General features: G+C 58.7%; 15 protein-coding genes. 4 read left to right on the forward strand and 11 right to left on the reverse strand.

Going from position 1 to position 14,410, the window contains the following annotated elements; genetic code table 11:
* Window positions 1–4: 4 nt before the first annotated feature.
* From AC2FLP_RS04500 to AC2FLP_RS04540, 9 genes are all read right to left on the reverse strand, one after another.
* Window positions 5–1,267 carry a c-type cytochrome gene (locus AC2FLP_RS04500; protein ID WP_496681801.1) on the reverse strand — a complete coding sequence of 421 codons (1,263 nt, stop codon included), beginning with the start codon at window positions 1,265–1,267 and terminating at the stop codon, window positions 5–7.
* Entirely contained in the window at window positions 1,268–2,464 is a 1,197-nt protein-coding gene (locus AC2FLP_RS04505) for a formate dehydrogenase subunit gamma (RefSeq protein WP_117869257.1), read from the reverse strand.
* Window positions 2,465–2,491: 27 nt separating this feature from the next.
* Window positions 2,492–2,842, reverse strand: coding sequence for a putative quinol monooxygenase (locus AC2FLP_RS04510; RefSeq protein WP_299896313.1), 351 nt, complete (start codon window positions 2,840–2,842; stop codon window positions 2,492–2,494).
* Between the two features lie 109 nt (window positions 2,843–2,951).
* Window positions 2,952–3,545 carry a formate dehydrogenase FDH3 subunit beta gene (gene fdh3B / locus AC2FLP_RS04515; RefSeq protein WP_010439472.1) on the reverse strand — a complete coding sequence of 198 codons (594 nt, stop codon included), beginning with the start codon at window positions 3,543–3,545 and terminating at the stop codon, window positions 2,952–2,954.
* 12 nt (window positions 3,546–3,557) lie between these two features.
* Entirely contained in the window at window positions 3,558–6,452 is a 2,895-nt protein-coding gene (locus AC2FLP_RS04520; protein ID WP_496681804.1) for a formate dehydrogenase subunit alpha, read from the reverse strand.
* A 105-nt stretch (window positions 6,453–6,557) separates the two neighbouring features.
* Window positions 6,558–6,746, reverse strand: a complete 189-nt coding sequence (locus tag AC2FLP_RS04525; protein ID WP_117869254.1) for a ubiquinol-cytochrome c reductase iron-sulfur subunit N-terminal domain-containing protein — start codon at window positions 6,744–6,746, stop codon at window positions 6,558–6,560.
* 57 nt (window positions 6,747–6,803) lie between these two features.
* Window positions 6,804–7,415: a TorD/DmsD family molecular chaperone gene (locus AC2FLP_RS04530; protein WP_496681807.1), complete on the reverse strand. Its 612-nt coding sequence runs from the start codon at window positions 7,413–7,415 to the stop codon at window positions 6,804–6,806.
* Window positions 7,416–7,419: 4 nt separating this feature from the next.
* Window positions 7,420–8,001: a DUF3306 domain-containing protein gene (locus tag AC2FLP_RS04535; RefSeq protein WP_299896323.1), complete on the reverse strand. Its 582-nt coding sequence runs from the start codon at window positions 7,999–8,001 to the stop codon at window positions 7,420–7,422.
* Window positions 7,998–8,552 carry a DUF3305 domain-containing protein gene (locus AC2FLP_RS04540; RefSeq protein WP_299896325.1) on the reverse strand — a complete coding sequence of 185 codons (555 nt, stop codon included), beginning with the start codon at window positions 8,550–8,552 and terminating at the stop codon, window positions 7,998–8,000. Before AC2FLP_RS04540 ends, AC2FLP_RS04535 begins: the two co-directional genes overlap by 4 nt.
* Window positions 8,553–8,815: 263 nt before the next feature.
* Between AC2FLP_RS04540 and AC2FLP_RS04545 the strand changes: the two genes are divergently transcribed.
* Window positions 8,816–10,768, forward strand: coding sequence for a 4Fe-4S binding protein (locus AC2FLP_RS04545; protein ID WP_496681810.1), 1,953 nt, complete (start codon window positions 8,816–8,818; stop codon window positions 10,766–10,768).
* Here the strand turns inward: AC2FLP_RS04545 and AC2FLP_RS04550 are convergent.
* Window positions 10,762–11,490, reverse strand: a complete 729-nt coding sequence (locus tag AC2FLP_RS04550; protein WP_299896329.1) for a c-type cytochrome — start codon at window positions 11,488–11,490, stop codon at window positions 10,762–10,764. The two genes, AC2FLP_RS04545 and AC2FLP_RS04550, sit on opposite strands and share 7 nt — an antisense overlap.
* A gap of 122 nt (window positions 11,491–11,612) precedes the next feature.
* Between AC2FLP_RS04550 and AC2FLP_RS04555 the strand changes: the two genes are divergently transcribed.
* The 3 genes from AC2FLP_RS04555 to AC2FLP_RS04565 are packed head-to-tail and all read left to right on the forward strand — an operon-like array spanning window position 11,613 to window position 13,845.
* The gene (locus AC2FLP_RS04555; RefSeq protein WP_299896331.1) at window positions 11,613–12,674 is read left to right on the forward strand and encodes an Mrp/NBP35 family ATP-binding protein; all 1,062 of its coding nucleotides are present in this window, start codon (window positions 11,613–11,615) and stop codon (window positions 12,672–12,674) included.
* Window positions 12,671–13,366, forward strand: coding sequence for a biotin/lipoate--protein ligase family protein (locus AC2FLP_RS04560; protein ID WP_299896332.1), 696 nt, complete (start codon window positions 12,671–12,673; stop codon window positions 13,364–13,366). The genes AC2FLP_RS04555 and AC2FLP_RS04560 overlap by 4 nt, the downstream gene beginning before the upstream one ends.
* Window positions 13,366–13,845, forward strand: coding sequence for a DUF6505 family protein (locus AC2FLP_RS04565; RefSeq protein WP_117869246.1), 480 nt, complete (start codon window positions 13,366–13,368; stop codon window positions 13,843–13,845). The genes AC2FLP_RS04560 and AC2FLP_RS04565 overlap by 1 nt, the downstream gene beginning before the upstream one ends.
* On the opposite strand, the gene AC2FLP_RS04570 is transcribed toward AC2FLP_RS04565, so the two are convergent.
* On the reverse strand, window positions 13,842–14,342 hold the full coding sequence (locus tag AC2FLP_RS04570) for a flavin reductase family protein (RefSeq protein ID WP_299896334.1): 501 nt from the start codon (window positions 14,340–14,342) through the stop codon (window positions 13,842–13,844). The two genes, AC2FLP_RS04565 and AC2FLP_RS04570, sit on opposite strands and share 4 nt — an antisense overlap.
* Window positions 14,343–14,410 lie beyond the last annotated feature (68 nt).

Here is a 14,410-nt window from a genome sequence, read left to right on the forward strand (position 1 = left end):
CAGTTCAGTTCCGGGCACCCGTTGCGCGGCGCAGAAAAGCAATAAGATCCTGACGATCCTGAGCTGCCGTAATTCGCTGCATCGGCATCTTAGACCCCGGAATGTAATGGTCAGGCCCTTCGTCGAAAAGAGCATTTATTGTTTCGTCATTCCAAATGATGTCAGAGCCTTGCAGCGTGTCCGAGTATAAATATCCGGGCGACGTACCGGCCCGTCTGCCGAAAACCCCGTGTAAGGTAGGACCTGCGCGGCGTTCGCTGTCGGGTGTCAGGCTGTGGCAGATTGAACATTTGCGCGCGAACTGACGCTCACCATTTTCCATCTCGTCAGGGTTTTTGAGGAAACTCGGCTCTGCTGCCACCATTTGTTGCTGGTCGGACAAGGCGGTTACGGGCCAACTGTACATGGCCTCGTCTATTCCGCCCGCATGGATGTTTTCACCATCGACGGAAAAGGCCAGGGCCCAGACTGGCCCTCGCAACGTCGCGCGAAAATCCCGCGTGATACGCCATTCGGCGGTATCGATGATCATGATATAACCTTCGCCGTCACCCACGGCGAGAAGCCTGCGATCCGGGCTGAGTGCCAAGGCAAGGATGGGTCGGCGATCCAGCGTAAAATCACGTTCTTCACCTGTGGAAAGGTCCAGTATTCGGGTCACGCCATCAACAGCACCGTAAGCGATCCAGTTGTCTGGTTCATTCAGGACCAGTTCGTTGATGCCGAACCCGTGTTCGATGAGACGGGTGATCTCTTGCCCACTCATCACGTCCCAGATACGCAGCGATCCATCCATACCTGCCGAATAAAGCTGTGTGCCGTCAGAAGAAAACACCACGGCGTTCACACCGCTTCCGGTTGGCCCAAGAGTAGTGGGGCCGGTTCCGTTTACGGGCCACACCCCGATTGTTCCGTCCCAACTGGCGGTCGCAACGTGTGTCTTGGACGCTGCCAGACCAACGATCTTGCCCTGATGGCGCCCAATCACGTCGCCACCGGGCCACTTGCGCAGAGTGAAGTCATCTCCGGCGGAATAGATGGCAGTACCATTGAAGGCAACGGCGTTCACGGCAGCTTCATGGCCCTCCAGCCATTCGGGGTTCTGATCAGCCCATAGCCCGACGGAATTGTCGAAACTGGCAGTTGCGATACGCCCGTCCGGGGCTGTGGCGATTCCCATGATTGGGCCGCCGTGCCCTTTGAGTGTGAAGAATTCGGCCAAGGCGGGCAGCGGGATCAGCGCCAGGGCCAGAACCAGCCCCCGCATCTATTCAGCGGGTGAGGCGGCGGCCTTGCCTGCCTCTTTTTCCTGAACTTCCTCCAGCCACAGCGAGTGGTGTTCGCGCGCCCATTGTTCTTCGACCTCGCCGGTGCCCATGGCGTCAAATGCGCCCTCCATTCCGACAGAGCCGAGATAGATATGCGCCACGATGATCGCAATGAACACATAAGCCACCATCACATGCCAGACTTGGGCGTATTGCATCTCTTCCTGCGGCGACATCTGCACCGGCAGGTTCAGGCCCATCATTTGCGGAATACCGGTCGAATTGGCGATCTGGAAGGTTTTTGCAAACAAGGGCATCTCGAACGGGAACAACAGCGACAGACCCGACAGGCTGATCGATGCGCCCAGCAGGATGCACGCCCAGAAGATGATCTTTTGGCCCGCGTTGAACTTCTTTGCCGGCGGGTGGCTGTTCTTGGTGAACAATCCGCCGCCTGCGGCCAGCCATTTCAGATCCACGCGGTTGGGGATGTTATGGGCGATCCAGTTTACCGTGACGATGATCAGGCCAAGCATGAAGGCCCAGGCCAGATTGTTGTGCAGCCACTTGCAACCTTGCGCAATGGTGGCAAACCCTTCCTTCCCGAACAGCGGGATCAGGAAGTCACGCCCGTAAAGCGTCAGCAGGCCAGTTGCACCAAGGATCAGGAACGACCCCGCAAAAAGCCAATGACCAAACCGTTCAAACCCGTTGAAACGCGTGACCGTACGGCCGGTTTTTTCACCGTCGATGCGTATTTTGCCACGGATCAGGAAAAACAGCAGGATGATACCCAGCATCCCGGCAACGATATAGGTGCCGTATTCGCGTAGTGGCCCGGTGCGGAAGTTCAGCCACCACATGCCGCCATCCTGAATCAACACGCTCGCCGCAGGGCCATGCGACGACACCGTCACATCAGCCGAGCCGTAGCGCAATGCGCGGTATACGTCGCTGTCCGAGGCCACGCCGCGCGTGCCAAGCTGGCCCAGCAACCCCTCTGCATTGCCCTGACCGGTATTCTCAGAGCGATAGCTGTTGTCGACATTCTCACCACGTTGCCGGGCAAGAATATCTTCCAGGGTTGTCGCTCCGCCGGTCGAGGTGCGCTCATCCGCCGTGGGTTCAGAGGTCTCTTGCGCCCATGCGGCTCCGGTTAGAAAAATCGAAACGAGCAGGTACTGAATCAGGCGCATAGGGGTATCCTCCTGTGCATTTTCATATCAGCGGTCAAATCCACCGATTTGCTGGTGAAAAACGGCGCCGACTGGCGTGAGTGCTTCGCGAAGATCATCCTTGGCCGGACCATAAACGTCCAATCCCACTGGTGTCAGAAAGGCCAGAAAACGTTCAGCAAAATGCGCACCGAAATTCTGCATATGTATCATGGCATCTTCGGAACTGGCGTAGCGTTCGAAGATATGGACGGCCGAACCGGTCATGTGCCATTCATAGCTTCTGGCGCCGGTCTCCTGCTGCGTGGCCGCGACCATCTCTGCCATAAGCGCTTCGAACTCACCCTTTTTATCCAGATCTAGGTCAAGTTTCAGCAGCCAGTAAACATCATTGGTCATGTGCGCCTCTAAAATAGATTGTTGTGCCAATGCAGGAAACGGATCCCTGCTCGAAGCATCCGGAAAGCCTCCCGCACGTGGCGGGAGGCCATTTTTCTAAGGCCGGGTTTTACCCGTCTTTCTGGTCGTAGGCAGTACCCCAACCCCAGGCGCCCGAGCCGAAACCGCGCGCCACGACGCGTTCACGGTAAACTGCGGACACCACGTCGCCGTCACCAGCTAGCAGGGCCTTGGTGGAGCACATCTCGGCGCAGATGGGCAGTTTGCCCTCGGCGATCCGGTTGCGACCATATTTGGCGAACTCTGCGGTCGAATGCGTTTCCTCGGGGCCGCCGGCACAGAAGGTACATTTGTCCATCTTGCCACGCGATCCGAAGTTACCAGCCTGCGGGTATTGCGGCGCGCCAAATGGGCACGCGTAGAAGCAATAGCCGCAGCCAATGCACAGGTCCTTCGAGTGCAGGACGACCCCTTCTTCGTTCTGATAGAAGCAGTCGACAGGGCAAACCGCCATGCAGGGCGCGTCGGAACAATGCATGCAGGCCACCGAAATCGAGCGTTCGCCCGGATTACCGTCATTGATCGTCACCACCCTGCGGCGGTTGATGCCCCAGGGCACCTCGTGCTCGTTCTTACACGCAGTTACGCAGGCGTTGCACTCGATGCAGCGTTCAGCGTCGCAGAGAAACTTTGCTCTAGCCATTTATCGTCCTCCTTACGCTGCCGAGATCTTGCAGAGAGTCGCTTTGGTCTCCTGCATCTGGGTCACTGAATCATAGCCATAGGTCTGGGCGGTGTTGGAACTTTCACCCAGCACATAGGGATCAGCGCCTGCGGGGTATTTGTCCCGCAAATCCTGACCCTGGAAATGGCCGCCGAAGTGGAATGGCATAAACGCCACGCCGGCACCGACCCTGTTGGTCAGCATCGCCATCACCTTGACCTTGCCGCCTTCGGGACCTTCCACCCAAACCTGCGCCCCGTCCCGAATACCAAGGTTGTTGGCATCGCGGGGGTTGATCTCGACGAACATGTCCTGTTGCAGTTCGGCCAGCCACGGGTTCGACCGGGTTTCTTCGCCGCCGCCTTCATATTCGACCAGACGACCTGACGTGAGGATTATCGGATAATCCTTTGAAAAGTCGTTCTTTTGAATTGAGGCATACAAGGTCGGAAGACGATAGGCCTGACGGTCCTCGTAGGTCGGATAGTCCTCCACCAGATCGCGCCGGTTCGTATAGAGAGGTTCGCGATGCAGTGGGATCGGATCCGGGAAGGTCCAGACAACCGCGCGGGCTTTGGCGTTCCCGAAGGGCGCACAGCCATGGGCGATTGCAACCCGCTGGATACCGCCGGACAGGTCGGTTTTCCAGTTGGTCTCTGGTCCTGCCACGGCATCAATCGCCACGCGTTCCTCAGCCGTCAGATCGCCATCCCAGCCAAGGTCCATCAGCATCTGCATCGTGAATTCAGGGTATCCATCCTGAATTTCAGATCCGACGCTATAGACCCCTTCGGCCAGCAGGTTGTCACCATCGCGTTCTACACCGAAGCGGGCGCGGAAGGTCAGGCCGCCTTCGGCCACCGGTTTGGACATGTCATAGAGGTTTGGTGTCCCCGTATGACCCATCTCGGCGGTGCCCCAACAGGGCCAGGGCAGACCGTAATACTCGCCGTCGTTTGGTCCACCAATGGCTTGCAGCGTGGTTCTGTCGAACGTGTGCTGGTTGGCCATATGGCTTTTCAGGCGTTCCGGCGACTGACCGGTATATCCGATGGTCCAGAGGCCCGAGTTGAACTCACGCGTGATGCTTTCAACATTCGGGGTTTCCGGGTCTTCCATCTCGATATTGCGGAAGAGCCGATCCGCCCAGCCGAACTTGTTGGCGAACTTGGCCATGATGACCTCGTCCGGCAAGCTTTCGAACAGCGGATCTACCACCTTGTCACGCCATTGCAGCGAACGGTTCGAAGCCGTGACCGAGCCCCGCGTTTCAAACTGTGTGCAGGCCGGCAGCAGGTAAACGCCATCGGTGCGGTCATGCAGAACGGCAGAAACGGTGGGGTACGGGTCGATTACGACCAGCATGTCCAGCTTTTCCATTGCCGTCTTCATTTCCGGGCCCCGCGTTTGCGAGTTCGGCGCATGACCCCACAGAACCATGGCGCGGACGTTGTTGTCCTGATCCATGTTCGCCGGATCTTCCAGAACACCGTCGATCCAGCGGGAGACCGGAATGCCACGCTCATTCTGCAGCGACTTATCCTTGCCTTCCTTGTCCTTGATCGACGCGAACTGACCCGCCAGCCATTCAGGCTCTTCACCCCAGACACGTGCCCAGTGGCCCCATGCTCCCTTTGACAGGCCATAATAACCGGGCAGGGTGTGGGACAGAACACCTAGGTCCGTTGCGCCCTGAACGTTGTCATGGCCACGGAAGATATTGGTGCCACCACCAGAGGTGCCCATGTTGCCGAGCGCAAGCTGAAGCACGCAATAGGCGCGGGTGTTGTTGTTGCCGTTGGTGTGCTGTGTACCGCCCATACACCAGACGACCGTACCGGGACGGTTGTTCGCCATCGTGCGGGCAACACGCTTCAGCTGCGACCCCGGAGTACCGGTGACGCGTTCCACCTCATCCGGGTTCCACTTGGCAACTTCTTCGCGGATCTGATCCATGCCCCAGACGCGGGTGCGGATGAACTCTTTGTCTTCCCAACCGTTGTCGAAGATGTGCCACAGGATACCCCAGACCAGCGCAACATCTGTGCCGGGACGGAAACGGACATATTCATCCGCATGGGCCGCGGTTCGTGTAAAGCGCGGGTCGCAGACGATCAGCGGTGCGTTGTTCTGCTCTTTTGCGCGCAGAATATGCAGCAGCGAGACGGGGTGCGCCTCGGCCGGATTGCCGCCGATGATGAAGATCGCCTTGCTGTTGTGCATGTCGTTGTACGAATTGGTCATGGCGCCGTAGCCCCATGTATTCGCAACGCCAGCAACAGTGGTCGAGTGGCAGATACGGGCCTGATGGTCCACGTTGTTCGTGCCCCAATAGGCCGCGAACTTGCGGAACAGATAGGCCTGTTCGTTGTTATGTTTCGCGGAACCCAACCAGTATACGCTGTCTGGCCCGGATTCTTCGCGGATACTCATCATGCCGTCGCCGATCTCGTTGATCGCCTCTTCCCAGCTGATGCGCTTCCACTCTCCGCCTTCCTTTTTCATCGGATATTTCAGGCGGCGTTCGCCATGGGCGTGCTCGCGAACCGATGCCCCTTTGGCGCAGTGTGCACCCAGGTTGAACGGGCTGTCCCAACCGGGTTCCTGCCCGATCCAGACACCGTTCTGCACTTCGGCAACGACCGTACAGCCGACCGAGCAGTGGGTGCATACGGATTTGATGTTTTCAACGGCGGTGTTCGCCGCTGTCTGGGCACTCGCTGGCGTCACGGTTCCACCCGTGGCGCTGATCGCGGCAAGGCCGCCGATCGTCAGGCCCGAGCCACGCAGGAATGCGCGGCGATCGACGGTTTTCTCGCCGACCTGGGACAGGATACTTGTCCGCTGGGGGCGTCTCGCAACCCCGTTGGTCTTTTTCCTAAGCATTTGTTTCCTCCCTTGCGCGCCGTGTGTGCCACGGCTGGCTTGGTACTGCTGAAGCCGACGTCGGGGCCAATCGCAACCGTCAGTCGGGTGTGAAAACGTCCGATCCTAGAACCGGGTGCTTTCGATGTAGGCGCGTGTATGCGCAGTATCCTGAATGCGGGTATCGTCGGTCGGCAACTCGGCCGCTTCGGCTTTCCCGGTCAGGCTGGCGGCGGCAACGGCAGCAGGTGCTGCGGTTCCGGCCAGTTTGAGGAAGTCGCGGCGTGTGGCGCCTTCTTCCTTGGTCTTGCTCATGGGCTCCTCCTGTCCCAATTGCGGTTTGGTGCCCATTGGACACCGGCGATTTGCGGGTTACCCCGCCGTCATCCGGAATGCTTCGCGCTCGATCTCCATGAAAACCCGACCGGCGGTGCCGACGGATGCATAAAGAACCGAGTTCTCGGCGGCTTCCAAATCTGAATAGAAATGCGTGGCCCAAGGACCGATATGCTTGTTCCAGAACGCTTTCTGGTCTTCCAGTGAGGCTGGGGTGCCAAAACGCCCAACGATCATTCCGGCCATCATTTCCATCAATGATGCTATGTTGTCTTCAGGCTCGAACACGTTTTGGGCCCGTGTCATCCCACGTACCGCCATGTCGTTGCGCAGCTGCGCCAAGGGTTTTTCGTTCAGGAAACCCGTCAGGTAGAAGCTGGCATAGGGCAGCAATTCGCCCCGACCCAAACCGATGAACAATGCATTGAATTCCCGCTCGGCCCCGGCGGGCTTGGTGACCTTGGCGACCCGCGCAATGGCTTGAATGGCCTGGCCCAAGTCAGTGTCATCGCCGCCCAGACCAGCCAACTGATCCAGCAGCATCTGGTCGGGCGGGCCGGCCAGCAGCAAGCCCAGAAAGTTGTAGAAATCCGCGCGCAGGCGATCCTCGGTTGAAACGTCCAGAGCATGCGCGTCACTTGCGGTCATTCGGTCATCCTTCAAATTCAAATGTCATTCGACGTGGTGCCGGGGGAAGGTCGAATTCCTCCGGCTCTTCCGCCCGAGCGGCTGATACCGGCTCGGGAACGAGATCGGGTTCGACCGGCGCGGCCTCGGGTTCAGTACGCGTATCGGCTTCACTTTCAACGACATCGTCTGTTGTTTCTTCTGCGTCGGCCGCCAGTGCTTCGATATGCGCCAGCATGCCTTTGCCAACTTGATAGGCGGTCTGGATGTTTTCGATCACGCAGGCCGCATCGGTATAATCCTCGCCATAATCAACCAGCCCGTCGACATTGGCCAGAACCGGGTTCAACCGCCACAGCCGACGAAGGGCGCGGCGACGCAGGCGATCTGGCACGGCCTTGGCCATAAAACCCGAAACATCATCGCCGGGCTGCAACATGTCCGGATCGGGTAGGTCAAACTCAGCAAGAATGTCCGCGTCAGTCTTTTCCTCCAGCTCCGCTTGCTGAGCCGCGATCACCTGGTCTTCCGCAACCAGAACCTCGGCTTCGGCTTCAGCCTGAACAGCGGCCTTTCGGCGCGACCAGAAATCACGCGGCCGCGTCATTGGAACACCTTCCTGGGGGCGCGGTAAACGTCCGATTCCTGCCTGATACGCGCGTCACCTTTGCCGTCTTCCACCAGATCGGTCCGTTTCTTGTCACGGCGGCGCTTGACGAAAACTTCGTGCTGATGATGTTTCAGTGTGAAATCCCGAACCCAGGCGATCAGCCCTTCGGTCATCGGGATTTTCTCGACAATTTCTTCGCCGGTATCCGCATAGTCCTGCCCTTCGAACGGAGAGGCGGTGATCAGAACTGCATTCAGGGGCGTGTCACCCTTCAGTTCGTCTCGCAGCACAAGGTATAGCGAAGGCTGTCCATCCGACAGGTTGACCATGTAGGCTTCGGTTTCATCTGCCCAGAGCGTCAGTGGCAGGGTGGCGGCATGATACTCGACCGCATCGCCTTCACGGCGCAGCTCCTGCCAGTTGGCTGCTCCTGCGCCGGGTAAAAGGGCAACGGCACGCCAGTTCCACCGGGCCCAACGTGTGACCCCAGGTGTCTTGCGCACGATGACGCCAACCGGCATTTCAGTCTGGCTTGCGGCCTTGGCCACTGGCTCCTCCCCGAAAGGCTCTCCCCTGCCTTTGCAAGTCCACTATGGTACACAAACTGGCTGTGTGCCAAGCCTAAGCTCTACGACTTTGGTCGTAATCCAGCGTAGCAACTGCGTGAGCAGGCCCAATGAACGCTTATGTTTTCTGACAATTTGGCCCGAAATGCAGTCTGGAGCAGGGCGTGCGGCAAGGGGTTGAAGTTGTCTTGCCGGGGGTACAGCCTAGTGTGCATGGGACCAGAACGGTTTCCCGAGGAGGGGATATGGGCACCAAACTACTGCTATGCGATTGCGCCGGTACTCAGGCGTTGGACCCGGACGTGATTGAGAGCGCTTGCAGTATCAGGTGTTCCAGAGTGCACACCGCGCTTTGTACAACCGAACTGAAATCAGCCGCCAAGCTGATGAAAGAAGGCGAAACAGTCATTGCCTGCCTGCAAGAGCAGGAAGTTTTTCGATCACTCGCCGAAGACCTGAATATCGATGCGCCCGGATTTGTCGATCTGCGCGATCGGGCAGGGTGGTCAGATCAAGGTGCGGATGCGACCCCCAAGATGGCGGCCTTGGCGACCGAGGCCGTAATGCCGCAACCCGTCACGCCCAGCGTGGATGTCTTCAGTGAAGGCACCTGTTTCATCATCGGGCCCGGTACGGTGGCCTTTGATCTGGCAGAGCGTCTGGCCGACTCAATGGCTGTGACCGTCATGACGACCGATCTGTCGGATCCTCTCTCACGGGACTATGACGTGGTGCGGGGGCGGCTTCGTTCGGTTTCCGGTGCGCTCGGTGGGTTTTCCTTGCGGCTGGACGCGCTGCAGCAAGTCGTACCCGGAGGGCGCGGCGCTTTTGCATGGACCGATCCAAAGGACGGAGCGCTTTCTGCGTGCGACATTGTCGTTGATCTGGCGGGTGAAACACCTTTTGTTCAGGCTCCGGCAAAGCGCGAGGGCTACCTGCGAGCTGATCCCAAGGATGCGGTTGCTGTGGAAAGGCTGGCTTTTGAAGCTGCACAATTGGTGGGAACGTTTGAAAAACCTCTCTATGTGCGGTTGGAAGAAACCCTGTGTGCCCATTCCCGCGCCGGGCAGGTGGGCTGTTCCAACTGTCTGGATATCTGCCCAACCGGAGCGATTTCCCCAGCGGGCGAGTATGTCGCCGTCGATCCGATGGTATGTGCCGGCTGTGGTGCTTGCGCTGCGCTATGCCCTTCAACGGCCATAACCTATGAAGACCCACCTGTTTCGGCGCTGTTGTCGCGGATGCATATTCTGGCCCGCACTTATCGCCGGGCTGGTGGCACCGTGCCTCGGTTGCTTGTTCATGACGCCCACGGAGCTGAGATGATCCGGCTGGCTGCTCGTTTTGGGCGCGGATTACCTTCGGATGTCATCCCGTTGGAACTGAACGTAATTTCTGGCTTTGGCCATGCCGAGATGCTGGCGGCTCTGGCGCATGGGTTTGCACGGGTGGATGTTCTTCTGGCCCCGACGACCGAACGCCAAGCGCTGAACCAGGAACTCGAATTGGCTCATGCCATTGCAGGCTCGGAGGGCATAGATCTGATTGATGAGGTTGACCCCGATGCGATGTCCGATCTGCTGTACGGGCAAGCGGTGCCCCGACCTTTGTCTGATCCGGTTCTGCCGTTGGGCAATCGCCGGCAAATTGCACGGCTGGCAGCTCAAGCGCTGAACCCGCAGGCCGACGCGCCTTTGCCATTGCCCGAGAATGCGCCTTACGGGGCGGTTGCAGTAAACACCGATAGCTGCACCCTGTGCCTCAGCTGTGTGTCGCTGTGCCCATCAGGTGCTTTGATCGACAACCCGGACAAGCCGCAACTGAACTTCCAGCAAGACGCCTGTCTGCAATGCGGGATGTGCAAGACCATTTGCCCCGAGGACGCGATCACTCTTGTTCCACAACTTGATCTCAGCGATGCGGCCCTGTCACAGCAGGTTCTGAACGAAGAGGAACCTTTTGCCTGCGTAGAATGCGGGGCGCTGTTCGGCGTGAAATCCACGGTTGAGCGGATCATGGAGAAGCTGTCGGGTACGCACCCGATGTTCGCGACTTCAGATCAGGCGCGGATGATCCAGATGTGTGACAATTGCCGGGTGAACGTGCAGTTTCAACAGCAAGACAATCCGTTCCAGTCAAAACCCAGGCCTCGGGTCGTCAGAACCGAGGATTACTATTCGGACAGAAAGGATCACTGAAGCTTTAGAGGGGCACCCAGATCTGCGGCGTCGATGCGCGATACGAACGCCAGAATCGCGTCAAGATCATCCAATGTCATCTCAACCGGGTGAATTGGAGAAGGGCGTTCGGGATCAAAAGGGGGCGTCAGCCCGTCGATCTGCGTGAATGCAGGGTGGGGGTTCAGGGTGAAAAACGCCTCGAACCGCCGCGACCAGTCAGGCATTGCGCGCAGAACGGCGAAAGAGGGTGTCGACCCCAGGCCATTCATGCGGTTCTTTGGCCCGACAACATGACAGCGTCCGCAATGGGTCATCGACAATTCTTCGCCGAGTTGGGTGTCGCCATCGACGATGTCATCGGCCTCAACAACTGCGAGGTCGAAGCTGGCAGAAAAGGGCTCTCCCTGTGCCGGAGCAAAGCTTTCCACCGTGCGCTTGCCGATATCCGACTTCAGCCATTCAAGAAAACGGGCCTGGCGGTCACTGTCTTCGATACGCAGGTGATAGATCACCTCGCCGCGGGCAAAGACCGGATCACCGGGCGGCGCGGTTTCCAGCACCATAACCCCGGCGTCGTCCGCAATAACGCGGATCCCGGTCTTGAGAGAGAAGCGAGGAAGGATATGTTGCAACAGGCCAGAGCCGTTCACGTCTGCCGGGGCCGCAAGGCCAATAGCCTCTTGTGACCAAGAGGGGGTGGCAGAGAGCGTCAGGCTCAGGCACAAGAGGACAAAGCGCATGGCTCAACGTAACTTCGCGGGGTGGGATGCGTCAATTGAACAGAAAAAGACGGAGACACGTGCAATGAGCGGTGAGTCGATACGCACGCCCCTGTCAGCAGGGCACATCAAGGGGAACAAGCATGAGTGTTCGTGACGCGGTTCTGGCGAACCTGAAAAAGATCACCGACCCGATTTCCGGGCAGGACATTGTAAGTGCGGGCATCGTGCGTGCCCTGAACGTAGACGGCGATACTGTGCGCTTTGTGCTTGAGATCGACCCGAAGAACGCGGAAAAGATGGAACCTGTCCGCGCTACGGCCGAAAAGGCCGCGCACATGGTTGAAGGCGTTGCAAGTGTTTCGGCCATGATGACCGCGCATTCCGAAAAGGCGCCGCCGGATCTGAAACCGAAACCCAAGCCATCACAAACCGGGCCGCAGGCGGTACCGGGTGTGGATCGGATCATCGCCGTTGCGTCCGGCAAGGGTGGGGTAGGCAAATCCACGGTATCGGCCAACCTTGCCTGCGCATTAGCTGCGGAAGGACGACGTGTGGGTTTGCTGGACGCCGATGTCTACGGGCCGTCGCAGCCCAGGATGCTGGGTGTCTCGGGCCGTCCGGCCAGCCCTGACGGCAAGACGATCCTACCACTGCGCAACCACGGCGTCACCATGATGTCGATGGGCTTGATGACCAATGAAGGTCAGGCGGTTGTCTGGCGGGGGCCGATGCTGATGGGTGCGCTGCAACAAATGATGAGCCAGGTGCAATGGGGCGCGTTGGATGTTCTGATTGTCGATCTGCCACCGGGCACCGGTGACGTGCAACTGACGCTGAGCCAGAAGTTTCAGGTGGACGGAGCCATTGTCGTTTCGACGCCACAGGACGTAGCCCTCATTGATGCCCGCAAAGGGATCGACATGTTCAATCAGCTCAAGACACCCATTGTCGGGATGATCGAAAACATGTCCACGCATATCTGTTCGAACTGTGGACATGAAGAACATGTTTTTGGTCATGGTGGTGTCAAGTCCGAGGCAGAGGCGCTGGGCGTGCCGTTGCTGGGTGAAATCCCCTTGCATCTGGACATCCGGGTCGCCGCTGACGGAGGCGCGCCGATTGTCGTCAGCAAACCTGACAGCCCGCAGGCCGAGGCGTTCCGCAAAATCGCCCGGGACTTGATCGCCAAGGGCAACGCATGAGCCAACCGGTATTCCCCCCACTGTTGACAGGCAATCCTGTGCAGGGCGGAGAGGACCCGTTCGCGCGCGCGCTGGCAATGGCGGCGCTGGGCTGCGACGCGGGGACGGTGGTTTACAACGTTCAGGCGGATTTCCTGCGGGTGGCAATTGTTTTTGCCCCCGAGGTGCCGTTGCAGGATGCGATGGTGATGCTGCCGCTCTGCGCAGTGGGATTCCAGAACGCGCTGGGCGCTTTGGCCCCGCCAGAGGTTGCCGTGCATTTGGGTTGGGATGGCCTGATTTGTGTAAACGGCGCGCGTTGCGGCCGGTTCCGTGCGGCTGCGTCGACATCAATGCCCGAGGAAGAGCCGGACTGGCTTATCGTTGGTTGGGAACTGACGCTGTTGCAAACCAGCGACGCGCCGGGCGAAACCCCCGATATCACAGCGCTGTACGATGAAGGCTGTACCGAGGTTTCGGCAACGCAGCTGGTGGAAAGCTGGTCACGACACATGTTGACCTGGCTCAACCGTTGGCAGGAGGATGGCAACGCCTCCTTGCACGCCGAATGGATGGGCCTGCTGCGTGGTGTAGGCGAACCGTTGATCGACGGAGGCGTATTCCTTGGAACGGATGAACGTTTCGGGATGCTGATCCGCGACGGGGTCGATACGCACCTTCGTCCCCTGACCGAACTGTTGGAGAACCGATAATGAAACTGGCCCGAGCAATCCATTTCGACGAAAGCGACATGAACGTGTTTCATTCCCCGGCTCGCACCGGAGAGTGGTGCGTTTCGGGCGGGTTCGAGTTTTCGAACTGGGGCCAGGGTGATCTTGAAGGCAAGGCGCGACAGGCATTTGCGAATGGCTGGCTGGGGTTGGAAACCTTTGGCCGGGTAACTTTTGTGGCCGTGACGCAGATCGAAGCCGCAGAGAAAAACCAGATCACGCGTGATCTGGCCGAACATTTTGTGCAGTTCTATGGCGCGCCCTCGATAGATGCGGCATTGGGTGTCGCCCAAGCTGAAATCGATCACATGTCGGAACTGTGCGAAGACCACGCGGCCAACACGCTGTTGATTGTCGCAAGGGAATTGACCGACACAGGCGTCCACGAAGCTTTTCGGGTGATCACTCCACAGGATGCCGAGCTGGAAGCGCTCGCGGTTCACGGGTCGCTGGACGATTAGATCAGGTCGACAAAACCGCCGAACTGTCCGCGTTTGAAGATCAGCCCTTTGCCGGTGCGATACATGACCTGTTCCACCTGACCCACAATGATCAGATGATCGCCGGCGTCATGACGGGTATGCAGACGGCAGTCAAACCGGGCCAGACACTGGGCCAGACGTGGACGCCCGACCGCATCCTCGGTCCAGTCTGCATGTGAGAAATCCGCTCCATCGCGTGCAAACCGCAACGCCTGATCCTGCTGATCCTGTGCCATGACGTGGATAGAATAGAGATCACAGGTACTGAACGTATCGAAACGGAATGATTCCCTGGCCAGACACCACAAGACCAGTGGCGGTTCCAACGAGACTGACGCAAATGAATTCACTGTTATGGCGCGCGGACCTTCGTCGGATTGCGCGGTAATTACCGTGACGCCGGTGCCAAAGCATCCGAGTGCTTCCCGAAAGGCGGGGCTTTGATCCGGGGTCGGTGTAAAGGTCTTTTCGGTCATTGCGCGCTTAATCCTTGGCCGCGCATCAGGTGCCATGCGTGGCCCGGATTGTCCATGAAAAGCTGACT

Source organism: Ruegeria sp. CDSA141 (assembly GCF_059612005.1).

Excerpts from the sequence above, each read along its gene's own strand:
- AC2FLP_RS04555 (WP_299896331.1), top strand. The coding sequence starts at position 11,613 with ATGAGTGTTCGTGACGCGGTTCTGGCGAACCTGAAAAAGATCACCGAC.
- AC2FLP_RS04510 (WP_299896313.1), bottom strand. The coding sequence starts at position 2,842 with ATGACCAATGATGTTTACTGGCTGCTGAAACTTGACCTAGATCTGGAT.
- AC2FLP_RS04535 (WP_299896323.1), bottom strand. The coding sequence starts at position 8,001 with ATGACGCGGCCGCGTGATTTCTGGTCGCGCCGAAAGGCCGCTGTTCAG.
- AC2FLP_RS04500 (WP_496681801.1), bottom strand. The coding sequence starts at position 1,267 with ATGCGGGGGCTGGTTCTGGCCCTGGCGCTGATCCCGCTGCCCGCCTTG.
- AC2FLP_RS04505 (WP_117869257.1), bottom strand. The coding sequence starts at position 2,464 with ATGCGCCTGATTCAGTACCTGCTCGTTTCGATTTTTCTAACCGGAGCC.
- AC2FLP_RS04530 (WP_496681807.1), bottom strand. The coding sequence starts at position 7,415 with ATGACCGCAAGTGACGCGCATGCTCTGGACGTTTCAACCGAGGATCGC.
- AC2FLP_RS04520 (WP_496681804.1), bottom strand. The coding sequence starts at position 6,452 with ATGCTTAGGAAAAAGACCAACGGGGTTGCGAGACGCCCCCAGCGGACA.
- AC2FLP_RS04545 (WP_496681810.1), top strand. The coding sequence starts at position 8,816 with ATGGGCACCAAACTACTGCTATGCGATTGCGCCGGTACTCAGGCGTTG.
- AC2FLP_RS04550 (WP_299896329.1), bottom strand. The coding sequence starts at position 11,490 with ATGCGCTTTGTCCTCTTGTGCCTGAGCCTGACGCTCTCTGCCACCCCC.
- AC2FLP_RS04560 (WP_299896332.1), top strand. The coding sequence starts at position 12,671 with ATGAGCCAACCGGTATTCCCCCCACTGTTGACAGGCAATCCTGTGCAG.
- AC2FLP_RS04565 (WP_117869246.1), top strand. The coding sequence starts at position 13,366 with ATGAAACTGGCCCGAGCAATCCATTTCGACGAAAGCGACATGAACGTG.
- AC2FLP_RS04525 (WP_117869254.1), bottom strand. The coding sequence starts at position 6,746 with ATGAGCAAGACCAAGGAAGAAGGCGCCACACGCCGCGACTTCCTCAAA.
- fdh3B (WP_010439472.1), bottom strand. The coding sequence starts at position 3,545 with ATGGCTAGAGCAAAGTTTCTCTGCGACGCTGAACGCTGCATCGAGTGC.
- AC2FLP_RS04570 (WP_299896334.1), bottom strand. The coding sequence starts at position 14,342 with ATGACCGAAAAGACCTTTACACCGACCCCGGATCAAAGCCCCGCCTTT.